Origin of the sequence: Lysinibacillus sp. BPa_S21 (assembly GCF_023337795.1) — a bacterium.
Lineage (GTDB): Bacteria > Bacillota > Bacilli > Bacillales_A > Planococcaceae > Lysinibacillus.
In genome coordinates, this window is the sequence record NZ_JALIRS010000006.1 from 69,038 (window position 1) to 91,502 (window position 22,465).

Annotated in this window: 21 protein-coding genes and 1 pseudogene; 20 read left to right on the plus strand and 2 right to left on the minus strand. The window is 35.0% G+C overall.

From position 1 onward, the window contains the following. Positions 1-8 precede the first annotated feature (8 nt). The 9 genes and pseudogenes from MOK21_RS13465 (at position 9) to MOK21_RS13505 (ending at position 9,789) form a co-directional block, all read left to right on the plus strand. A complete protein-coding gene (locus MOK21_RS13465; RefSeq protein WP_249074510.1) occupies positions 9-1,031 on the plus strand; it encodes a zinc-binding alcohol dehydrogenase family protein in 1,023 nt (340 codons plus the stop codon). Then, positions 1,024-1,857 (plus strand): SDR family oxidoreductase, encoded by an 834-nt coding sequence (locus MOK21_RS13470; RefSeq protein ID WP_249074511.1) that lies wholly within the window; start codon positions 1,024-1,026, stop codon positions 1,855-1,857. The genes MOK21_RS13465 and MOK21_RS13470 overlap by 8 nt, the downstream gene beginning before the upstream one ends. A gap of 36 nt (positions 1,858-1,893) precedes the next feature. Continuing rightward, positions 1,894-3,164, plus strand: a pseudogene (locus MOK21_RS13475) (MFS transporter). Between the two features lie 15 nt (positions 3,165-3,179). Further along, positions 3,180-4,679 carry a UxaA family hydrolase gene (locus tag MOK21_RS13480; protein WP_249074512.1) on the plus strand — a complete coding sequence of 500 codons (1,500 nt, stop codon included), beginning with the start codon at positions 3,180-3,182 and terminating at the stop codon, positions 4,677-4,679. A 12-nt stretch (positions 4,680-4,691) separates the two neighbouring features. Then, positions 4,692-5,957: a mannitol dehydrogenase family protein gene (locus tag MOK21_RS13485; protein WP_249074513.1), complete on the plus strand. Its 1,266-nt coding sequence runs from the start codon at positions 4,692-4,694 to the stop codon at positions 5,955-5,957. Continuing rightward, complete coding sequence (locus MOK21_RS13490) at positions 5,945-6,952, plus strand: zinc-binding alcohol dehydrogenase family protein (protein ID WP_249074514.1); 1,008 nt, start codon at positions 5,945-5,947, stop codon at positions 6,950-6,952. The genes MOK21_RS13485 and MOK21_RS13490 overlap by 13 nt, the downstream gene beginning before the upstream one ends. A gap of 14 nt (positions 6,953-6,966) precedes the next feature. Then, the gene (gene allD, locus MOK21_RS13495; protein WP_249074515.1) at positions 6,967-7,965 is read left to right on the plus strand and encodes an ureidoglycolate dehydrogenase; all 999 of its coding nucleotides are present in this window, start codon (positions 6,967-6,969) and stop codon (positions 7,963-7,965) included. A gap of 75 nt (positions 7,966-8,040) precedes the next feature. Beyond that, positions 8,041-9,039 carry a LacI family DNA-binding transcriptional regulator gene (locus MOK21_RS13500; RefSeq protein WP_249074516.1) on the plus strand — a complete coding sequence of 333 codons (999 nt, stop codon included), beginning with the start codon at positions 8,041-8,043 and terminating at the stop codon, positions 9,037-9,039. Between the two features lie 489 nt (positions 9,040-9,528). Continuing rightward, positions 9,529-9,789, plus strand: a complete 261-nt coding sequence (locus MOK21_RS13505; RefSeq protein ID WP_249074517.1) for a hypothetical protein — start codon at positions 9,529-9,531, stop codon at positions 9,787-9,789. Positions 9,790-10,058: 269 nt separating this feature from the next. Here MOK21_RS13505 and MOK21_RS13510 read toward each other — a convergent pair whose 3' ends face one another. Further along, positions 10,059-10,535, minus strand: coding sequence for a GNAT family N-acetyltransferase (locus MOK21_RS13510; protein WP_249074518.1), 477 nt, complete (start codon positions 10,533-10,535; stop codon positions 10,059-10,061). A 645-nt stretch (positions 10,536-11,180) separates the two neighbouring features. On the opposite strand from MOK21_RS13510, the gene MOK21_RS13515 reads away from it, so the two are divergent. From MOK21_RS13515 to MOK21_RS24000, 6 genes are all read left to right on the plus strand, one after another. Further along, the gene (locus MOK21_RS13515) at positions 11,181-11,867 is read left to right on the plus strand and encodes a response regulator transcription factor (RefSeq protein WP_249074519.1); all 687 of its coding nucleotides are present in this window, start codon (positions 11,181-11,183) and stop codon (positions 11,865-11,867) included. Further along, positions 11,864-13,129 carry a HAMP domain-containing sensor histidine kinase gene (locus tag MOK21_RS13520; protein ID WP_249074520.1) on the plus strand — a complete coding sequence of 422 codons (1,266 nt, stop codon included), beginning with the start codon at positions 11,864-11,866 and terminating at the stop codon, positions 13,127-13,129. The genes MOK21_RS13515 and MOK21_RS13520 overlap by 4 nt, the downstream gene beginning before the upstream one ends. A gap of 141 nt (positions 13,130-13,270) precedes the next feature. Continuing rightward, complete coding sequence (locus MOK21_RS13525; RefSeq protein WP_249074521.1) at positions 13,271-14,032, plus strand: ABC transporter ATP-binding protein; 762 nt, start codon at positions 13,271-13,273, stop codon at positions 14,030-14,032. Between the two features lie 10 nt (positions 14,033-14,042). Further along, positions 14,043-16,364 (plus strand): ABC transporter permease, encoded by a 2,322-nt coding sequence (locus tag MOK21_RS13530; protein ID WP_249074722.1) that lies wholly within the window; start codon positions 14,043-14,045, stop codon positions 16,362-16,364. A gap of 36 nt (positions 16,365-16,400) precedes the next feature. Further along, positions 16,401-16,841, plus strand: coding sequence for a pentapeptide repeat-containing protein (locus tag MOK21_RS13535; RefSeq protein WP_249074522.1), 441 nt, complete (start codon positions 16,401-16,403; stop codon positions 16,839-16,841). A 55-nt stretch (positions 16,842-16,896) separates the two neighbouring features. Then, positions 16,897-17,082 (plus strand): hypothetical protein, encoded by a 186-nt coding sequence (locus tag MOK21_RS24000; protein WP_374110177.1) that lies wholly within the window; start codon positions 16,897-16,899, stop codon positions 17,080-17,082. 306 nt (positions 17,083-17,388) lie between these two features. Here the strand turns inward: MOK21_RS24000 and MOK21_RS13540 are convergent, their stop codons facing one another. Continuing rightward, positions 17,389-18,285, minus strand: a complete 897-nt coding sequence (locus MOK21_RS13540; protein WP_249074523.1) for a PhzF family phenazine biosynthesis protein — start codon at positions 18,283-18,285, stop codon at positions 17,389-17,391. Between the two features lie 369 nt (positions 18,286-18,654). Here MOK21_RS13540 and MOK21_RS13545 point away from each other — a divergent pair, with 369 nt between their 5' ends. The 5 genes from MOK21_RS13545 (at position 18,655) to MOK21_RS13565 (ending at position 22,075) form a co-directional block, all read left to right on the plus strand. Next, positions 18,655-19,098, plus strand: a complete 444-nt coding sequence (locus MOK21_RS13545) for a GNAT family N-acetyltransferase (RefSeq protein WP_249074524.1) — start codon at positions 18,655-18,657, stop codon at positions 19,096-19,098. A gap of 177 nt (positions 19,099-19,275) precedes the next feature. Further along, on the plus strand, positions 19,276-19,725 hold the full coding sequence (locus MOK21_RS13550; RefSeq protein ID WP_249074525.1) for a DinB family protein: 450 nt from the start codon (positions 19,276-19,278) through the stop codon (positions 19,723-19,725). 266 nt (positions 19,726-19,991) lie between these two features. Beyond that, on the plus strand, positions 19,992-20,330 hold the full coding sequence (locus tag MOK21_RS13555; protein ID WP_249074526.1) for a magnetosome magnetite crystal formation protein family: 339 nt from the start codon (positions 19,992-19,994) through the stop codon (positions 20,328-20,330). A gap of 12 nt (positions 20,331-20,342) precedes the next feature. Beyond that, complete coding sequence (locus tag MOK21_RS13560; RefSeq protein ID WP_249074527.1) at positions 20,343-21,107, plus strand: MerR family transcriptional regulator; 765 nt, start codon at positions 20,343-20,345, stop codon at positions 21,105-21,107. 419 nt (positions 21,108-21,526) lie between these two features. Beyond that, positions 21,527-22,075, plus strand: a complete 549-nt coding sequence (locus MOK21_RS13565; RefSeq protein WP_249074528.1) for a hypothetical protein — start codon at positions 21,527-21,529, stop codon at positions 22,073-22,075. Positions 22,076-22,465: the final 390 nt, after the last annotated feature.

The window sequence follows — 22,465 nt, forward strand, 5'->3', positions numbered from 1 at the left end:
TGAAGTGTATGAAAGCATTACAAGTAATCAAACCTTTTGAAATGACTTTAATTGATGTAGCAGAACCAGTGATAACAAAGCAATCAGATGTCCTTGTCCAAACAGAATATGTTGGCATTTGTGGCTCAGATATGCATATTTATCACGGCTCGAATCCATTAGCGACTTTGCCTCGTGTACCAGGGCATGAAGTTGTTGGACGCGTGTTAGACATTGGCCAAGGGGTTCAAGGATTAAAAGTTGGCGACAAAGTCGTTGTTGAACCAATCCGTTATTGTGGTGAATGTTATGCTTGCCGCAAGGGACGACCAAATGTCTGTGAAAAATTATCTGTTTTTGGTGTGCATGAAGATGGCGGTATGCGTGAGCGTTTTGTTGTTTCTGAAAAGCAACTACATAAAGTAGCAGACCGAACATCTTTTGAAGAGGCGGTATTAATCGAGCCGTATACAATTGGCGCACAAGCAGTATATCGTGGTGAATTGCAGGCCGGTGAGACGCTATTAATTCAAGGAGCAGGACCGATTGGCATTTGTATTTTAAAGATGGCTAAATTAATGGATGCTCGTGTCATGATCTCGGATTTAGATGATTCTAAGCTTACTTATGCAAAGGAACTTGGTGCGGATGAAATTGTTAATGTGAAAGAACAAGATTTATTAGAAGCTGTTGATAGATGGACAGATGGAGAAGGGGTTAATGTATCAATTGATGCGGTATGTATTCCACTAACGTTTAAGCAGTCTATTGATGCAGCTTCAGTTGCTGGAAGAGTGGTTGTACTTAGTTTTGCAGAAGAATCAACTGAGCTCACGCCACTACCAATTACGAAAAAAGAATTGTCGATAAAAGGATCACGTTTGCAAACGTTCCAATTTGAAAACGTAGTGCAGCTTGTAGATACTGGAAAGCTACAACAACAAGGTTTAATTACACATACTTTTTCATTACATGAAGCAAAAGAAGCCTTTCAATTTATCGAGAAAAATCCAAATGAAATACGTAAAGTCATTTTAAAAGTAGGTGAGTAGGGTGCATGAAGCTTTACAAAATAAAGTAGCTGTTGTTACAGGTGGTAGTGGTGTTCTTTGTTCTGAGATGGCAAAGGAGTTGGCAAAACAAGGAATGCGAGTGGCTATTTTAAATCGTACAGCCCAAAAAGGAGAAGCAATCGTCCAATCGATTAAAGAAAATGGTGGAGAAGCGATTAATTTTCCTGCTGATGTTTTGAATAAAGAGTCATTAATAGCAGCACGACAAGCAATTTTACAGCAATATGGTCAAATTGATGTGCTAATTAATGGAGCGGGGGGCAATCATCCAGATGCCATTACTGCTGATGAAGTATATAAAGAAGAATCTATTACACCAAATTTCTTTGAATTAACGCCAAGCGGTTTTGAAAGCGTATTCTCGAATAATTTTACAGGAACATTTTTAGCCGTCCAAGTTTTTGGTGAAGCATTGCTGAAAACGAAGGGGACAATTATTAATATTTCATCCATGAGTTCCTTTGCACCTATGACAAAAGTGCCTGCATATAGTGCGGCAAAGGCAGCGATTAATAACTTTACACAATGGATGGCTGTTCATTTTGCAGAAGCGGGTTTACGTGTTAATGCTATTGCACCTGGATTTTTTATTACCGAACAGAACCGTAATCTTTTGCTTACAGAGGATGGCTCATTAACAGCACGTTCAGAAAAAATCATTGCAGCTACACCACAAAAGCGTTTCGGAAAACCACAAGATTTATTAGGAACATTATTATTTTTAGCTGATGATACATACTCAGCATTTGTCACTGGTGTAACGATTCCTGTAGATGGTGGATTTATGGCCTACTCAGGGGTTTAACGAAGGGAAATATTACAAATATTAGGGGTGAAATATATGAAACAACAAGGTATTTTTGGGGATGGCAAAACTGTTGTTATTATTATGTTGTTTTTAGCTGGTGTCATTAACTATTTAGACCGCTCGGCATTATCGATTGCGGCACCATTTATTCAAGAAGATATTCATCTAACTTCGACACAATTAGGAATTATCTTTAGTAGTTTCTCTGTTGGATATGCGATTTTTAACTTTTTAGGTGGGATGGCATCCGATAGATTTGGTGCAAAGTTAACCTTATTTGTAGCGATGATTGTATGGTCTTTATTCAGTGGAGCAATGGTATTAGTCGTTGGATTCGCTTCATTGATAATTGTTCGTATCGTCTTTGGTATGGCGGAAGGGCCATTATCATCAACCATTAATAAAATGGTGAATAACTGGTTTCCCGCAGATAAGCGTGCTTCTGTAGTGGGATTAGCCAATAGTGGTACGCCACTTGGTGGAGCCATTGCAGGTCCAATTGTTGGCTATATTGCATTAGCATATGGCTGGAAATATTCATTTATTGCGATTATGATCCTCGGATTTGTTTGGGCAATTGTATGGTTTAAAGTGGTAAAAGAAAAGCCAAAAAACGTGGACATTGAAGAACCAATAGCCAATTTAGAAATTGCAGCAGATGAAATCAACATAGTCGTGGCCTATCTTACTATTTAAAACAATCAACAGTATTATTTACGGCCTTTGCGTTTTTTGCCTATAACTATATCCTATTCTTTTTCTTAACTTGGTTCCCAAGTTATTTAGTAGAGGCTCGTGGCATGGCTGTTAAAGATATGAGTATCGTGACTGTTATTCCATGGATTTTAGGATTTTTAGGTTTAGCATTGAGTGGAATTGTATCGGATTTCATTTATAAACGCTTTATGAGTAAGGGTGTTTTATTCTCTCGTAAAGTTGTGCTAGTTACATGTTTATTCTTAGCAGCTGTATCCATTGGTTGTGCAGGTATTGTAACAACAACAGTTAGTGCTGTTGCGCTTGTTGCTACCTCTGTTTTCTTCTTATATTTAACAGGTGCTATTTACTGGGCAATTATTAATGACGTTGTGGAATCAAAATATGTTGGATCTGTTGGTGGCTTTATGCATTTCTTAGCAAACACAGCTGGTATTATTGGGCCAACTTTGACAGGTTTCCTAGTAGATAAAACAGGAACATTCTCTGCAGCATTCTTGCTTGCAGGCGGTTTAGCAGTCATCGCGTCATTAGCAGTTATTAAATTCGTTACACCAATTGTTCATAATGAAATAGCTTATAAATAGAAAGGGTGGATTCAAATGAACAATCAATCATTTATTAAAATTCATCCGATGGACAATGTTGCCATAGCCTTGAGTGATCTTCCTCAAGGCTTTTTACTTCCATTGGATGGGACAGAAATAACTTTACAGCAACAAGTACAACGTGGGCATAAAATTGCCATCACTACTCTTTCTAATGATGAACATATCATGAAATATGGTTTCCCAATCGGTCATGCAACAAAAGAAATTCCAGCGGGTAGTTGGGTTCACTCACATAATATGAAAACCAATTTATCGGGTGAATTAAGCTATGAATTTAAACCGAAAGCACATCCCGTAGCTACATCTCGTCATGCACAACGCACGTTTAAGGGTTATCGTAGAACAGATGGACAGGTGGGTGTACGAAATGAAATCTGGCTTATTAATACAGTCGGGTGCATTAACAAAGTAGCTGAAAACTTGGCAAAGCTAGGCAATCAATTATTGAACGCTGACAATTTTGACGGTGTACAGCATTTTGCTCATCCATATGGTTGTTCTCAACTCGGCGATGATTTAACGTATACACAAAAAATCTTAGCTAATTTAATTCACCACCCAAATGCAGGGGCAGTTATTGTATTAGGGCTGGGGTGTGAGAACAATTATATTGAATTATTTAAGAAAACAATCGGTCATTATGATGAACATCGCGTAGCGTTTTTAAATATTCAAGAATCAGCAGATGAAATGGAAGAGGGTCAACGATTGCTTGAAAAAGCATTTGAATATGCGACGACATTTGAACGACAAGAGGTATCCATTTCGGAGTTGAAAATCGGATTGAAATGTGGTGGTAGTGATGGTTTCTCTGGTATTACAGCTAATCCAATGATTGGAGTATTTTCTGACCAGTTGATTTCTGCAGGTGGAGCAACCGTGTTGACGGAAGTTCCAGAAATGTTTGGTGCTGAACAGATTTTAATGGAACGTGCAAAAGATGCATCTGTTTTTAGGGATATCGTGCATTTAGTAAATGACTTTAAACAGTATTTTATTAAATATAACCAACCTATATATGAAAACCCATCTCCAGGAAACAAAGAAGGTGGTATTACAACATTAGAAGAAAAGTCACTTGGCTGTATTCAAAAAGGGGGATTCCAAGAAGTAAAAGAAGTGCTTGATTATGGCGACCGTATGACAACAAAGGGGCTACATTTACTAAATGGCCCAGGTAATGATCTTGTATCAACAACGGCTCTTGCCTCAACAGGTTGCCAAATTGTTCTTTTCTCAACAGGGAGGGGAACGCCGTTTGGAGGACCAACACCAACTGTCAAAATTTCAACAAATACACCCCTTTATGAACGCAAAAAAAATTGGATTGACTTTAACGCAGGGCAATTAGTGGAAGGTAAACCGATAAATGTATTAGTCGATGAATTTATGGATTATATATTAGCGCTAGCTTCAGGAGAAGTGCATACGAATAATGAAAAATATGGATTTAAAGAAATCGCTATTTTTAAAGATGGCGTTACTATGTAGGAGAGAAATAAGATGAAGCATCCTATTAAAATTATGCAAATAGGTGACGGAAATTTTATGAGAGGCTTTTTTGACTTAGCAATTGAAAAACTACAAGTCCCTTTTAGTATCGTTTCAGTCGCAGCAACAGAAAGAGGAAAAACGGTAAGGCAGTTAGAAGAACAACAGTTGCAATTTACAGTGAAGGAACGAGGGTTAAAAGATGGTGAGGTGGTAGAAGAAGAAACTATCGTTAAAGCTATTCAAGATACCATTAATCCATATAAAAATTGGCATGGATTTTTACAATATGCACAATCTGAAACACTAGAAATGATTGTTTCTAATACGACTGAGGCAGGAATTTATTACGAGAATATCCCTTTTCCTACTGCTTGTCCAACAAGCTATGCAGCAAAATTAACGGTATTCCTAAAACATTATTACGATCATTTTCAAGGTGAAAAACAATTGGCCATCGTTCCTCTTGAATTGATCGAACAAAATGGTAAAACATTAAAAAATATATGTCTGCAACATGCCAAAGACTGGGCTTTCCCTACAGCATTTCTTGAATGGCTTGCTACTTTAGCTTTTTGTAATACACTAGTAGACCGTATCGTAACAGGTTATCCGCTAGATTATAAGGGGGAAGATGCCCTATATACGGTTTGTGAACCCTATTTTTTATTTGTGATTGATCAGAAAGAACCTTTTAAACATTGGCCAACAAGTCTTGAATTACCTTTTGTCTTTGATGATTTAGACATGTATCGCAAACGCAAGGTCGCCATTTTAAATGGTAGTCACATTTTACTTTCTGCATTTGGCAAGATTTATAATTATAAAACTGTAAGAGAGGCATTTTCTAATGCAGGTATTCGTGCCTTTATCGAAAAAGTAACAAATGATTTTACACAACGATTTCAAGTGGATGAAGACTATCAGCAAGATGTTTTTGAACGTTTTTTAAATCCATTTATAGAGCATCACTTATATGACATTCAATTAAATGAGTTATCAAAGTGGCAAGCACGTATTGCACCATTTGCTGAGACGGAAATATATTATCAAGCTTTAGCAATAGGTATATTTACAATGAATCCAACACGTTTTTCCATTCGTGAATCTGATAATGTTATTGAAAAATTGACAGAAATCCATGAACAATTTGAGCAAGGACAAGCAGAGCAAATGCAACAATTTATCGAGCAGTATTTCCAATGTGATGCAGCAGAAGTTATTAAACAATTATCAACAATTAATAGATTATTGGAGGAAATAGCATGCGACAATTGATAATAAATGAACCGTTTAAAATGATACAACGTGAGGTAGACAAGCCAAGTATTGAAAAAAGCCATGATGTTCTATTGAAGATAACACATATCGGTATATGTGGAACAGATACACATGCTTTTGCAGGTGAACAGCCATTCTTTAGCTACCCACGTGTTTTAGGTCATGAACTGGCAGCTATTGTGGAAGAAGTCGGAGAAGCAGTTAATGATATTCAAGTAGGGGATCGTGCAACAGTTATTCCGTACATCTATTGTGATGAGTGTGTTGCATGTCGCCGAGGTCAAACGAACTGCTGTAAATCGCTGAAAGTATTAGGCGTACATATGGATGGTGGTATGGGTGAGTATATCGTAGTCGATGAAAGTATTGTGATTACTGATAATGCAGTGTCAGGCGATCAGTTAGCCATTGTTGAACCTTTAGCTATCGGTGCTCATGCGGTACGTCGTTCAGAGCTAACAGAGAATGATATGGTACTAGTCATTGGTGCAGGTCCAATTGGGTTAGGAGCGGCACGCTTTGCTAAATTACGTGGAGCAAAAACGATTTTAATGGACTTGAATGAGGAACGTCTCAAAGAAGGTCAGGGATGGTCGAAAGCGGATGACGTGATTGTTGTAAATAATGAAGTAATGGCTCAGCTTTATGAAAAATTTAATGGTGAATTGCCAACCGTTGTATTTGATGCAACAGGCAATCAACAATCAATGGAATCTTCGTTCCAGTACGTAGAAAATAGCGGAACACTAGTGTTTATTGGCTTAATGAAGAAGACGATTACATTTAACGATCCTGAATTTCATTCAAAAGAGTTAACATTAAAAAGTAGTCGTAATGCAACATTAGAAGATTTTAAGACAGTTATGAATTATATACGATCAGGAGACATAAAGAAAGGCTATGTAACGAAAAAAATTGCATTTGATGAAGCGATTTCTTACTTTGAGGCAAAACAATACAACATGAATAAAGCACAAATTTATTTTAAGTAATGAGGAGGATTTCAATGAATATTTCCGTACCAGCATTAAAAAAATTAGTTGTTCGAAAGTTTACAGCTCAAGGTGTTGACATAGAAACAGCTGCACAAGTAGCGGATGTTTTGATTTATGCAGATTTACGGGGTGTAAGTTCTCATGGTGTAATGCGTGTGGAGCATTATATAACACGTTTGAAAGCAGGCGGAATTACGAAAAGCCCCAATTTTTCAGTCGAAAAACGAGGCACAAATCATCTTATTTTTAAAGGGGGTCATGGTTTCGGACATGTCATTTGTAAGGAAGCAATGGATGAAACCATTAAAATAGCAAAAGAACATGGCTCATGTACAACCATTATTCAAGAAAGTAGCCATTGTGGGGCGCTCGGCTATTTCCTTGAACAAGCAACAAGTGAAAATTTAATTGCTATTATGTGCTCTCAAACAGACTCAGCAGTTGTACCTTTTGGTGGAAAAGAGCCGTATTTTGGAACAAATCCAATAGCTTTCGGTTTTCCAACTGACGAAAAGCCAATCATTCTGGACATGGCGACAAGTAATGTAGCACTCGGTAAAATTTTATATGCACGTGAAAAAGGTGAGGCGATTCCGAATACATGGGGAGTTGACGCACAGGGGGCACCAACCACAGACCCTCACCAAGTAAAATCTTTAACACCGTTTGCAGGACCAAAAGGATATGGTTTGGCACTAGTAGTAGACGTACTTTCTGGCATTTTAGCAAGTGAAGCTTTTGGTCCGCATATTTCAAAAATGTATGGCGATTACGAGCAAAAACGTAATCTAGGACAATATTTATATGTATTAGATCCAACTATTTTTTGTGATGTAAAACAATTTAAGGCAAGTGTCTCACAAATGGTTCATGAATTACATGATGCTCCAACGGCACTAAATTTTGACCAAGTACTTGTTCCAGGTGAGATTGAACAAAAACGTAGTGCAAATACAATAGAAAAGGGTATTGATTTACCAGAACAAGTGTATAACTATTTGAATTGTTAATTTAACTGCTAAAATATGTTATGCTACATAATACCAAGGAGAGTTTTCATATTTATAGGTAGGAGATTGATTTTAGTGAAAAAAACAACAATTGCCGATGTTGCGCAATATGCAAACGTTTCCAATAGCACCGTATCGCAATATCTGAATAAGCGATATGAATATATGAGTGTAGAAACTCGTAAAAAAATTGAAGAAGCTATTGAAGCATTGCAATATCGTCCTAATTTAATGGCTCGTAGTTTAAAACAGAAATCCACCTTTACTATTGGTGTTATCGTAGCAAATATTATTCATGATTTTTCTACAAAAATTATAAATGCACTTGAAGCAGAGTTTGATAAAGAAGGCTTCCATATGATTGTTTGTAACTCTGCGGATAATCCACAAAAAGAGAAGAAACATATCGAAACTTTACTTGAAAAACAAGTAGATGGCATGATTGTTTTCCCAACGGGAGAAAATAAGAATCTATATGTAAGACTTCATCAACAAGCAATGCCAATCGTTTTTATCGACCGTTTTTTAGAAGGAGTAGACATTCCTGCTGTTTTGCTTGATAATTTTTCTGCAATGGATATGGCAGTTGAGACATTTCGAAAACAACCATTGGCTATTGTAACAACATCTTTAACCTTACCGATTACTCCTCGTGTCGAACGTCTAGAAGGATTTCGTCAAGCTTTAAGAAATAGAAACCTCTTCATTGATGAACGCTATATTAAAAATGGCGAGCCTGCTAAAATGGAAGAGGTTTTCAATCAATTATTTGCATTGGAACAACCGCCTAAAGGAATAATTGCGGCGAATGATCGTATTTTTCAAGAATTAATGATCTATATAAAAAAGCGAAACTTGCACGTACCTAACGATTTACAAGTGATAGCGGTTGATGATGTGCCATATGCAAAGTTTACACATCCTTCTATCACAACATTGGAACAACCTATTTTACCAATGGCTCAAAAATCGGCTTCAATTCTCTTAGCAAAAATCAAAAAAGAACATATAGCCAATGATCAAAAATTATATCGCTTTAATCCGATATTAATTCAACGAGATTCGACTAACTAAAAAAGGCAATCCAAAAGCTATAGAAAATAGCTAGGAGTAACTTTTGTACGGATGAAATGGCAGCTCGTAAAAAAGGAGAAGTGTAACATTGGAGACATAGGAAGAGAACTAACTTATCTCCATTCTTTTTAATGATGATGATTTGTCAAATTAAGGAAACAACTGCTCATTACAAGCCTCATTTGCAGTTTTCCAACCAAGACATTTTCTTGGTGTACCAATGTTAAATCTCCCCCTTAAACAAATAAAATGGCAGAAGAACACCTTATGGCGATGGGGGATATACGTTTAAAGGTTGAATATCGAATTAAAACAAAAAACACTCTTTTACGCCAATAATCGAATGTTGATTGCAGAACTTTGTAAATTAATTGTGCATGCACACATGTTATCACTATTCCGAGAATATAATAGAACAAATGCCATGTGCAAGTTACGCTTTTAATTACAATTATTAAAAAATTAGGATGGATACGAAGGAGTGTAAAATTGTCGATTTTAAATCCTCAATACGCATTTTTAAAGGCTGATTTTCATAATCCTAATTTAACTCAAGCAGAACAGCAAGTTGAGAATATTTCTGAAGGGGTACGGAAAAATAATGAACTCGTAGGAAATACAAAAATAGCATTGAACATAATACCACCTAATGTATATATAAAATTACACTGGATAATAGGATGCCTCTTATTGATACCAATAGATATTTATTGTGTTACGGCTTTGGTGGTAACTAAATTCTTATCATAATACAATCAAGTAAATCTCCATCAACATCGTATATGTTACCACATATACCTCGCACCGCTATAAAGCAAAGGCGCGGTTGGAGTTAGTATAGAGACTAATGTAGAACGAATTCCTATTATGGGAATTCGCTTTTTTAGTTTTTGAACTTATGGAGCAGCGACAGCGTTCTTTTAGAAGGTAATAAAAATATTATGTAAACTATATAAGGAAATAGGGGCAAACAGAAAAAATCACCCATGTCATGACGAGTGATTTCTAAAAAAAAACTATTAGATGGCTAGATTCATTACAAGCTGCTCGCCAATACGACCCATTCTTCTTTCCCCGTTATCGACAAAGCCCACTTTTAAATATAAATTTTGAGCCGGAATATTTTTATGATTAACGACTAAAACGACTTCATTACAATCTTTAAAATGGCTTTTTATAAATTCAGGCAGTGCCAACATCCCTTTTTTGGCATACCCATGTCCTTGTTGTTTATGGTCAATAGATAATGCAGTCAGTAACATTGCTTTTGGATTAGTAGAGTACTCTTTTACTCTTTCCGTTGCGTGCAGGACAAAAAATCCAACAGGAACATGGTCACTCAAAATAACAATCGGATATTGTCCAACCATTTCTATAGAAATCTCTTTTGGAAGGGCAGTAAATTGACTTTGTTCTTCCGGAAGGTCAAAGTCATTCAAACTATCCACATACTCTTCAGAGAAATGTACTAATTCAATGGTGCTCGTTTTTTGCATAAAATTGCCTCCTTTTTTTATTATTCTAATACCGGAACAAATGTTCGTCAAGAGGCTTGGTTTATAAATGATATGATTCAGCTTTAATTTCATAGTGGAAGATGGTAAGCAACTCGTAATGACTGGTATGTCAATACTAAACTGGAGGAGTGCTGTTCCTTGAATCCCACTGAATTCATTCTTAACAAATTTTACAAAGAGGGGCCGCCACCTTTGTAGGGATAGTTTTATATCGATTGGTTGCTATTAACATCAAGCGTTAATCATCTTACTCTTAAGACTTTAAGATTTTTATAGTAAGAAAGAATTATTTTATAAAGAACAAATTTCAACTTTAATGTATACTTAATGGTATATATTAACTTTTAATATTCATACTAAAAACAGTGGTATCTTACAATGATTTAACTATTTTTTTATACATATATTTAATAGCATTATTTCAAACGTTTGTTCTTGCTTTATTAAGTGGACTTTAGGAGGAATGTATATGGCTGATTGTAGAACACAATTCAGTAAGTTTCACGAGAATATAAAACTTAAAAAAGAAAATGAGATTTTACAGCAAACAGATTACGAATTCAGCGTTTTTAACCAGGGTTCTTATGCTATGCATACCGAAAGTCTCTTTCTAGGAGAATTGCGATGAAAGTAGATTGTTTAATTGTTGATGATGAGATTGCTTTAGCTGAAACAACTTGTGAATATTTTAATATGTTCGAAGTCAAAACGGCTTTTGTGGCAAGTGCAGAGGATTGCGAGTTATTTTTGAAAGAACATGAACCATCATTGATTCTTCTAGACATCAATCTCGGTAGTGAATCGGGGTTTGATTTATGTAAAAAATTACGTAAAATTACGCAGATTCCGATTTTATTTATAAGTGCTCGTTCCAGCGATGACGACGTTCTAATCGCACTTAACATAGGTGGGGACGATTACATTCAAAAACCATATACACTAAGCATATTATTAGCCAAAGTAAAAGCAGTACTCAAAAGATATGGCAGTGGTTCTACCCAACAGGAGGTTTTAGAATTTGGTCAAATTCAGATTGATACAAAACTTCATCGTGTTCGAGTAAAGGGTATTGATATTCAGCTAAAAACAATGGAATATAAGCTTCTGTATTATTTGGTAAATAATAAAAACCGTATCATTACTAAAGATGAATTGTTTCAACATGTATGGGGAGATTCTTTTGTAGGGGATGGGACACTGAATGTGCACATTCGGCATTTACGTGAAAAGATTGAAGAAAATCCAAAGGACCCGCAATTTATAAAAACGGTTTGGGGAACAGGATATGTGTTAGAGGACACGAAGCGATGAGAATAAAATTGCTTAGTGCCTTGTTTTTGGTTATTTTTGTTGCAGGAATTACTGCCCCAATAATGATGATTAACAATAAAGATATTTCAGAAGTGAATATTGTAGCCATTAATGATTTAGTTAAAACCGTCGAAAAAAATTGGGGACAAATTAATAATGAAACACTTAATAACAGCGGCTTTCAACAACCATTCATAATTATAGATAATTTAGAAAATGTCATTTATCAAACACCGGGTATTCAGTTTATTAATATCTATGATGCCATCAAAAATAGAGATTCGATTATTGATGTGATGCAAAATGATGAGGTTGCAGGGAAAATTATTATCCGCAATAACGAAAAAGACATAGTGCAAGAAATGAAAAAGGAACTGGTTACATCTTTCAGTTTAATAGTTGGTTTATTAATGATTATTAGTATTATTTACAATGTCTATATTTACAGAACGTTATTGAAACCTTTTATGCAGCTTAAGCATTTCGCTGCGGATGTTGCTAGGGGTAATCTAGATGTTCCTTTAAATATGAATAAAAATAATTATTTTGGTGCATTCACGGAAAGCTTTGATCTATTACGTGAAGAGCTTTATGCTGCCCGTCAAAGAGAGTATGAATCCAACCGTAGTAAGAAAGAGCTTGTGGCCACATTAAGTCATGATATTAAGACGCCTGTTGCTTCAATAAAGGCAGTAAGTGAATTGATGCTTCTGCAGGCAAGGGATGAAAAAGTCATGAAGCAAGTGAATACAATCTATTCGAAAGCAGAGCAAATTGACTTACTTGTTACCGATATGTTTCATGCCACTTTGGAAGAACTGCAACAGTTACAAATAACGGTCATCGAAGAATCGAGTGAAGTACTTGTTGATATGATTGAAAATGTAAATTACGATAATCAAATCATCTATGATTCAATTCCACAATGTATTATTTTAACGGATTCTGTACGTATGCAGCAGGTAATAGACAATATTATCAGTAATTCGTATAAATATGCAGGAACGAAGGTCACTATTCAGTCCCAAATCCAGCAGGGATATCTTGAACTTCACATCATGGACTTCGGGTCCGGAATTAGCGAAGAAGAATTACCTCTACTGTTCAATAAATATTACCGAGGAACAAATATCGGAGGCAAGAATGGTTCAGGACTGGGTCTCTATATATCGAAGTATTTCATGGAAAATATGTGTGGCCAAATTAGCTGTTACAATGGGCATGATGGCTTTATCGTAGTATTGAAAATCAAGCTTGCATGATAATTAAGAATTAGTTAATAATTGCACAAAGATTTCATAAGAATTCATTTTGTATGATAAGACTGTAATCTTCATTACGGTCTTTTTTCTTTGATTTGCAAATTCAAACATGAGCTTAATAAAGGGAGAGTGCTAAACAACATGACAAAGACAATTATCAAAACGGAGAAGTTGTGTAAAACCTTTTCCAGCGGTGGAATTCAACAGCATGTATTGAAAAATCTAGATATCAGTTTAATAGAAGGGGATTTTACAATCATAATGGGTAGTTCAGGGTCTGGGAAGTCCACTCTACTTTACGCAATGAGTGGAATGGATAAACCGACATTAGGCGAAATCGATTTTGCTGGTAAAAATTTAGCTAAATTAAACAATGACCAGCTAGCGATATTTAGAAGGAATAATTGTGGCTTTGTATTTCAACAAATTTATTTACTGGATAATATGAGCGTACTCGATAATGTACTGGCAAGTGGTCTTTTAGTAAATAAAAATAAGCGTGAACTCGTAAAAAAAGCGAAAGAACTATTAAAACAAGTAGGGATTCATGAAAACGCATGGTCTAAATTTCCGACACAGCTTTCTGGTGGGGAGGCTCAACGAGTTGGAATTGTTCGAGCATTAATTAACAATCCGAGAATACTTTTTGCCGATGAACCAACTGGTGCATTAAACTCTGCATCTAGTGATAGTGTGTTAGATGTTTTAACAGATGTAAATCGAAATGGGCAAAGCATCGTCATGGTCACGCATGATATGAAAACAGCATTGCGGGGAAATCGAATTTTATATTTGCGAGATGGCGTAATTTGCGGTGACTTGCAGTTAGGCGCGTTCAGTGAGAAAGAGCATGTCGAGCGTCATGAAAAGCTCGGGGCTTTCCTTGCAGAAATGGGGTGGTAAGGTGAAAATCATGAATTTAGCCCTTGCAAATATTAGGAAAAGTAAATCTGCAACAGCTTCCTTATTTACATTTATTTTAGTGGCTGCGCTACTACTGAATATAGGTCTAATGGTCATTACTCAAATCAATACATTTTTTGATAGTAAAGTTGAACAATTAAAAGATCCTCACGCAATAATTGTGATGGATTATCCAAGTTATAATTCAAGCTATGGAGAATTTATAACGAAATATCCTGGGGTGACAGAGTCAGAAACAGAAGAAATTATTAATATGGACATTGCCAAATTTAATTTTGGTGATAGTGTATTAGCTAATCGTATCGCTATTTTTAATGCAGATAGTCATCGTAATATCGGGGCGTTGAAGTTGGTTGAAAAACTAAACACTGCAAGTGCTAATGATATTTTTATTCCTTACATACTTAAAACAAATGGTGGTTATGAGTTAGGTGAAGACTTTACCATCACCTATCAAAACAAGCACTATAAATATCGAATTGCTGGATTCTTTGAAACAACAATGATGGGTACGAGTAACATTGGAATCATGGAATTCATGCTACCAGCCAGGGCTTATCAAACGTTAGCTAATGAAGTAGACAAAGGATTGATCATATCTGCAGTGATGGAAGACAAAACACAATCTACAAAGTTACTAAATGATTTTAGTAAGGAGTTTCCTCAATCAACAGAAGCGACTTCATCTATTGGGGCGTTAGATATTGAAAAGGTGAAAAGTGTAAGCACATTAACCATTAACATCATCGCTATGATATTAGTAGCTTTTGCAGCCATTATCGTGCTTGTTTCACTGATTGTCATTAAGTTTCGTATATCAAATAGCATTGAAGACGACATGACGAATATAGGCGTACTGAAAGCAATTGGTTATACAAGTAGACAAATTCTATCGTCAATTATTTTACAGTTTGTTTTAATTGCTTTTAGTGCAAGTATTGTAGGGGTTGCATTGTCATATTGTCTTATGCCTATCATAGGGAGCATTATTTCATCTTTATCTGGATTAATATGGTATCAGGGATTCAATATGACGATTAATGTAGTCAATATATTCATTATTGCTTTTTGTGTTGTCATTGTTGCATTAATTTCTGCCTTCCATGTTCGAAAAATTCAACCTATTATGGCACTTCGAGGAGGCATTCAAACGCACAGTTTTAGAAAAAATTATTTTCCATTGGAGAATACGGGAGGTGGGCTTCATTTTTTACTTGCTATTAAATCGATGCTGTCAAATGTAAAACAAAACATCATGATACTGTTAATTATGATCGCATTAACATTTGCATCCGTTTTTTCAGTGGTGCTTTTTTACAACATTGCTTCAGACAAAACCGCATTTATTAACCTATTTGGCGCAGAACCGGCAAATGTGATGATAACGGTTAGGCCAGATGCTGATACAACAGAACTTTTGAGTAACATTAAACAAATGGACCAAGTAAATAAGGTCACTATTTTTGATAAAATTACAACAAAAATTGATCATCAAACGGTAGATACGTATGTTACGAAAAATTATAATCAGTTAGAAAATAATATTGTTTACGAAGGTCGTCAGCCAAAATATGATAATGAAATAGCCATCTCCTGGGTTGTATCAAATCAAATTAATAAAGGCATTGGCGATACAGTTGAAGTAGAATATGGGACTAAAACAGCTAGTTTTCTAGTAACAGGCCTCAGCCAATCGATCGGTAATTTAGGACAAATAACCTCATTAACGATGGATGGCATTCAGCAATTACAGTCGGATTATAAGGGCACGACCCTTTATGTATATCTAGATGGACTATCAAATCAACACTTTATTGAAGACGTTCAAGAACAGTACGGAGATAATATAGTAGAGACGTTAGACATAGATAAAATTATAGAGAGCCAAACAGGTATGTATACAGCTGCAGTGTTTGCAGTTATGATAATGGTTCTGACAATTACCGTTCTCGTTGTTGTAATGATTCTGTATCTGATCATCAAAACGATGATTATTAAGCGTAAGAAAGAGTTTGGCGTAATGAAAGCAATAGGCTACTCAACCATTCAATTGATGCATCAAATTTCCATCAGCTTTGTGCCCGTGATTATTACGGGAGTGGCCATTGGTGGTGTACTAGGATATTTTTATACGAACCCTATGCTTTCTGTATTACTTTCAAGTGCAGGGGTGAAACGTTTAGATTTTATCGTCCATTTACCGATTATTCTAATGTTATGTGTCGGCATTCTTATTTTAGCCTACATTGTCTCAATGCTCGTATCCTTAAAAATTAGGAAAGTTTCTGCATACGGTTTAATTTCAGAATAATTATGCATAGGTTCTAATGAATAGGGGGATATGAGAATGAGCTTAAGGGTGGAAAAGTTGGATTTGCAAAAGGCGGATATATCAGGGTCTAAGTGGCAGGAGGTTAGAGCTGAGGAGCTTGATATTGATAATGTCAGCTTGGCAAAAACGAAAATTAATAACGTAAATATGAGTGAAATGACTTTGAATGATGTTAATATGAGTGGAATTAAAATCTCGGACGCAAACTTTAGCCACGGTATTATTGACCACGTCCATCTGTTTGGAACAGAGTTTCATAATGTGGTTCTTCCTATGGAGGGGGACGGAAATTATCATCCTGATGGGCAATATAAACCAGTAAGTTTTCAAAACTGTAACCTTTCTAATGGGCAATTAAGAAATTGCGATTTATCAAATGTTGAGATTACTGATTGTGACATTACTGGATTGAAAATAAACGGTATCTTAATTTCAGATTTAATCAAGGACAAATAAAGGAAGTGCGGCTGCTTAAGCAGCCGTTTTTTATTTAATACAAGAAAAGAGCATTATATTAAAGTTAGGTGATAAATTTAAAAAGTTAGGCGATAAATTAAAAAAGTTAGGTGATAAATTTAAAAAGTTGGATGATAACTTAGAAAAGTTAGGTGATAAATTTAAAAAGTTGGGTGATAAATTAGAAAAGTTAGGTGATAAACTCACCAAGAGGCTGAGACAAAACTGCCTAGAACCCTAAAAAGCACTAGAAATCAATTTTTGACGTTGATTTCTAGTGCTTTTCTTTTGTAGATATACGGAGCGGAAGCACATGAGCTCCGCTGATTGATTGGATAAAAATATTATGTAAACTACATAGAGAAAATTTAAAGAACCCAATTAGAATATACAGAAGAGTATGTAATCCGTACCATTTCATACTTTCTTTAAACATATGATTGTCAATAAAAATCATATGTTTAGGCTCCAATCCCTTCTGGTGCCATCAGAGAAAAAATCACTCATAACATGACGAGTGATTTTTGAAAATTTATATTTATAATGTTTAGATAGTTAAGATCCCTCGAATTGTGACGGTAGCGGCTCCTGCAACTTTGATGACTGGTTCTGATTCGTTTGGAATAACAGTCACATAAAGAGTTCCAGGTCTTCCTATCGCATTGCCTTGAGCGATTGTAAGATAGGTGATTTCACCTTGAGGAATAATGCCTTCTAAATGGAGGAAGCCTGCTAATGCACCATTTGCTGCACCAGTTACAGGATCCTCTGGTATACCAATCCCTGGTGCAAAATCTCTTGTATATAATTTATTTTCTTGCAAGTTAGTAAACGTATAAAGATGAGTCGTGCTGATATTATGCTCTTTATTATGTTTCCCTAACGCCGTTAAGTCAGGTGTTGCATTGTCGATATCGATTTGATCTTTTATTGGAACGAGTAAATGCCAGACTCCAGTATTCGCTAGTTTGATTGGGTAAGTTAAATCAATGCTTTCGGGATGGACGCCGATCAGTCGACTAAGCTCTTCCATATCAATATTGATATCTTGTGTTTTTGGTGTTACTTGGGTCATTTCCACATTAATAACTTTTCCGTTTTCCTTATGCCATACAACCGGTACTCTACCGATATTCGTTTCTAGCACTATACCTTCCTTTTTCTCAGCAAGACTAAACTCAGTAGCCAAAAGCCATGTTAATCCAACAGTTGCATGTCCGCAAAAGTTGACTTCTTCAGTAGGAGTGAAATATCTTACTTTATAATCTATCTCTTCATTATTGGAAGATAGTATAAATACGGTTTCCGGTAAATTTAATTCTTTTGCGATATTTTGCATCTCAACTTCGGATAATGTATCAGCATCTGGCACGACGCCAGCAGTATTACCGCCAAATTTTTCTGTTGTAAATGCATCTACATGATAAACTCTAATATCTCTCATCTTATAAACTCCTTGCTAAACTATTATTATTCCATCCGTAAGGTGTTTTCGCTTAAAGTTTCTGAATTTTTAAATTTGTTATAATATAAGAATACTACAGAATGCGATTTAGTAAAGGGTGAATTTTTTTATTAATTGTAGAATTCTAATCTGAATTAACGTCATAGCTTAAAACAGTCTCTTACGGCTTTTATCTGAGGAGCAACATTATCAGAGTTATTTAAAAAAATCAAAGCAAAAAAGCTAATATTAAATAAAAATATTATGTAGACTAGAGGCTTGGTATATAAATGCTATGTAGATAGTGAAATATAGTCAGCAACAAGAATAAATTTAAGGAAATGACAAATAAATTGGGAGGAATGAAAAATGGTTTTACTGAAATATGAAGTCGAGGAAAACGAGCTAACGATGTTAAAAGAAGTTTATCAATCAGTAGGGTGGATGAAACATGACGAACAGATCATAAAAAAAGTTTTCAATGCAAGTACGCATCAAGTTTTCGCAGTAAAAGATCATCAAATAATAGGTTTTGCGAGGGCACTTTCAGATGGTGTCTTTAATGCTGCAATTTATGATGTTGTCGTACATAAAGACTATCAAGGAAGAGGCATTGCCAGAACGCTTTTAGAGGACATCATTCAGCAATTAGAGGATGTTTCTTGTATTCAGTTAATTGTAACAACAGGAAATGAACCTTTTTATGAAAAGATTGGCTTTAAAAAATTGAAAACGGGTATGGCTATTTACAAAAATCCGCAACTAGCCGAGGAATACTTGGAAAGTGATAATAAAATGACAAAAAAGCTGTAGCGTACGGTATCGCTACAGCTCATTTACTTAGGTTAGTCAGTAACAAGATTATATCATATTATTGTGAAAACTAAAAATAACAGCAGCAATATTGGCGCATAAAGATATTAAATAACTTTTGGGATGTCAATCACAAAAGAAGTAATTTGAACCAAGATGGAAGAAGGGGAGTTTATAATGCTTTATCCGTATAGAAATGACGCTAGAAAAACGCTAATTCCTTATTTAAAATCGCTAGATGAAAAATTTTGGTTTATACAATCCGATACTTATCCAAACACACTTGCTTGGAATATTGCTCATATTGCAAGTAGTGAGGATTATTGGATAAATGAAATTGCCATGAAAAATACATGTATGTTAAACCTAAACGAAAAAAATTCAGCCAAGGAAATATTGGATGGTTATATTCAGATAAGGCATTATACTGATGAAATTTTACACTCGATAAGCCTATCTGAGCTAAATACATTAATTGACGTACCAAACTTTAATGATGGATGGAAACCTCCTTCAGAACCAACGTTGAACTGGGTATTTAATCATGTATATATGCATGAAACTTATCATATCGGACAAATTGCACTTATAGCTCATCTTAATGGATTTCAAAAACCATTATTTTAGAGATGTAGAATAATAATGAATAATGTAACCAGAAGTAAGAATACTGCTGAATTTGTAGTAGAGGTAGAGGTTTTAAATGTAGGTTTTTACCAATCGATTGAACTTCATGCCACAAATTTTTTTGTAACAAAAGTACAACGGTAATTACATATGAAATTATTCAATAAATTTGTCCTTGAATCTCTAGTAGCGTCACCTTTTATGATGAATTTAGTTACTCAATTCAAAAGGTAACAATCAAAAAAAGCTATTGGAGGAACAGCACAATGAAAAAAGAGAGTTTATTAAATAGAGGATTGGCAAGTTTAATGCATCTGTTCTCACTATTATTAACCTTTATTTTACCAATATTGGTATACTTAGTATCGAGGAATAAGAATAATTATTTTGCTGACCATGCAAAAGAAGGGATGAACCTTCACTTTACTTTCTTCCCGTTTTTTTTGTTATTAACTTTTATTTCTAAAAAATGGAGCGCAGTTTCAATGGTTTCTTTTGCCCTTATTATTCTTGAAACAATCCTAATTTTAATTGCTGCAATTTATACTTTAAATGGAAAAAAGTTTTCTTATCCCGTTATACGTTACTTTAAAGTCAATCATTAAGGAGAGAATAATGTGGGGAAAGGTATATTTACGATAGGTGAACTTGTACAAAAGTCTGGCGTAAGTATTAGAACACTACGCTATTATGACAGTATAGACCTACTGAAACCAAGTGATTATACAGAGGGTGGACATAGACTATATACTGCAGAGGACCTATCTACTTTACAAAACATTAAGTCATTACAGTTTCTAGGCTTGTCTCTAAAGGAAATTAAAGACATGATGCAAAAAAACAAGATTAAAGGTGAAATTATCTTAAAATCTTTAAACGATCAAAAAAAGTTGTTTGAAGCAAAAAAACTTGAAATCAACAATATATTATCTGATTTAAACCATCTTATTGAAACAGTGAAATATGAGGAAATCATTAATATCGAGATATTTTGTGCCATGCTACAAAAATTAATGTTTGCTGAAAACACCAAAACATGGTTTAAAGAACACTTTTCAAAAGATATAACTGATGAATTATTTAGTATAAATAAATCTGAGGAAATCGATTTAGATAGAAAATGGACTAAAGTTTTATCGGAAATTAAACATTTAACGTATACAAACGCTATACCTTCTTCAAAAGAAGCTCAAGAAACAGTTAGAACACTACTACATCTTATGAATGAAACCTTGAAAGGAAATTTAGATTTAGTTGAAAAAAAGCTGCCATTTACAGAAACATTCAAATTTCCAAATCCTTTTACAGAACAGGAGCAGATATTTTTAAAAGAAGCAATAAGTATATATCAAAATAATTGTCAGGAAACGGTGAAGAATTAAAGTATAACAAGCATGAAAACTTAGGTTAAAACATGGATAGTATGGGAATTGCACCTCAATTGTGACTATCAATTGGGGTGCAGACCATTATTAGTTATCTGCTTTATTCTTTCTTCTGTTATCTAGTAAAAAATAACTCTCAAACTTTCATCATACTTTTCCACAATCGCACTTAACATCATATCCTCTCGTACATACATATACCCAAGTACTCAGTGACACACATAAGAATACAATTTAAGACATATAAATAAAGGTGGCTTAATAAACTCTAAAAGCAAAATTTAGAAAATCTTCACTTTTTGCTAAGAAAAAAATTAACTTCGTTATATATACTTATAGAAAAAGGAAATAATTGAAACCGTTTGAATATTTGAAACGTATTGATAGTAGGAAAGAATATTGAAGTAGGTGAGGAAATGGCATACACCATTTACATAGTATTAACAAAAACAGGTACATTATTATCAAAAGCAATAGGCATGTATACTGGAAAAGAGATGAACCATGCGTCCATTGCTTTTGATGAGGAGCTCTTTGAAATGTATAGCTTTGGACGTAGACAGCTAAACAATCCTTTAAGTGGAGGCTTTTTGCAAGAAGATGCAGACAGAGGGCTATTTGAAACAGCTGATTGTGTCATTTATCGTTGTAAAATATCTCACTATCAATACTTAGAAATGATGAAAATCGTACGTTATATGTATTGGAATCGTGATCGCTATAAATATAATTTTATTGGACTCTTTGGCGTTATGATGCAAAGGGAGGTTCGAAGAGAGCGTGCTTACTTTTGCTCGCAATTTGTGGCGACGCTTTTAAAGGTTGGGGGGCTGAAAGTTTATCAAAACCCAGCATTAATGACACCTCATTGTATCGGACAATTACCATATTTAGAAAAAGTATATGCTGGAAAGTTAGCAGACTATTTACAAAGTGTTCGATCACCAGCAATGTTATACGGTTAGGGAGAAACCTCGAATCATTCTAATTATTGTTAACTTCTTTCAGCGGGTACTCAAACACCTGCTGAAAGAAGTTAGAGCCAATTCCGGGATCAATTATGCCAAGGCATAATTGATCCCTCGCTATCTATCTAGATATCCTCCAAGGCTTAGTACTTTACGGTCTTTCTAGGTTGATGTTCATACAGAATGACATTGTATATGATACTTAAGTCTCGATAATTTACTCGATGTCCATCACCGAATAATGAATATAAAACTATTCTGTTTTAAAATTAAAGGTAGTCAAGTTGGGTATTATTCTCTTTGGAGTATATTATATACTTTAAAGTAGAATCTGACGTTCGAAAGCAAAGCGTCAGCTACAGATGTTTTGTGTAGCGAAAGCAAAGC

Bases quoted from the DNA above. Each gene is read 5' to 3' on its own strand.
- MOK21_RS13490 (WP_249074514.1), top strand. From the start codon at position 5,945: ATGCGACAATTGATAATAAATGAACCGTTTAAAATGATACAACGTGAG.
- MOK21_RS13545 (WP_249074524.1), top strand. From the start codon at position 18,655: ATGGTTTTACTGAAATATGAAGTCGAGGAAAACGAGCTAACGATGTTA.
- MOK21_RS13530 (WP_249074722.1), top strand. From the start codon at position 14,043: ATGAATTTAGCCCTTGCAAATATTAGGAAAAGTAAATCTGCAACAGCT.
- MOK21_RS13565 (WP_249074528.1), top strand. From the start codon at position 21,527: ATGGCATACACCATTTACATAGTATTAACAAAAACAGGTACATTATTA.
- MOK21_RS13540 (WP_249074523.1), bottom strand. From the start codon at position 18,285: ATGAGAGATATTAGAGTTTATCATGTAGATGCATTTACAACAGAAAAA.
- MOK21_RS13520 (WP_249074520.1), top strand. From the start codon at position 11,864: ATGAGAATAAAATTGCTTAGTGCCTTGTTTTTGGTTATTTTTGTTGCA.
- MOK21_RS13485 (WP_249074513.1), top strand. From the start codon at position 4,692: ATGAAGCATCCTATTAAAATTATGCAAATAGGTGACGGAAATTTTATG.
- allD (WP_249074515.1), top strand. From the start codon at position 6,967: ATGAATATTTCCGTACCAGCATTAAAAAAATTAGTTGTTCGAAAGTTT.
- MOK21_RS13525 (WP_249074521.1), top strand. From the start codon at position 13,271: ATGACAAAGACAATTATCAAAACGGAGAAGTTGTGTAAAACCTTTTCC.
- MOK21_RS13515 (WP_249074519.1), top strand. From the start codon at position 11,181: ATGAAAGTAGATTGTTTAATTGTTGATGATGAGATTGCTTTAGCTGAA.
- MOK21_RS13480 (WP_249074512.1), top strand. From the start codon at position 3,180: ATGAACAATCAATCATTTATTAAAATTCATCCGATGGACAATGTTGCC.
- MOK21_RS13555 (WP_249074526.1), top strand. From the start codon at position 19,992: ATGAAAAAAGAGAGTTTATTAAATAGAGGATTGGCAAGTTTAATGCAT.
- MOK21_RS13465 (WP_249074510.1), top strand. From the start codon at position 9: ATGAAAGCATTACAAGTAATCAAACCTTTTGAAATGACTTTAATTGAT.
- MOK21_RS13550 (WP_249074525.1), top strand. From the start codon at position 19,276: ATGCTTTATCCGTATAGAAATGACGCTAGAAAAACGCTAATTCCTTAT.
- MOK21_RS13535 (WP_249074522.1), top strand. From the start codon at position 16,401: ATGAGCTTAAGGGTGGAAAAGTTGGATTTGCAAAAGGCGGATATATCA.
- MOK21_RS13510 (WP_249074518.1), bottom strand. From the start codon at position 10,535: ATGCAAAAAACGAGCACCATTGAATTAGTACATTTCTCTGAAGAGTAT.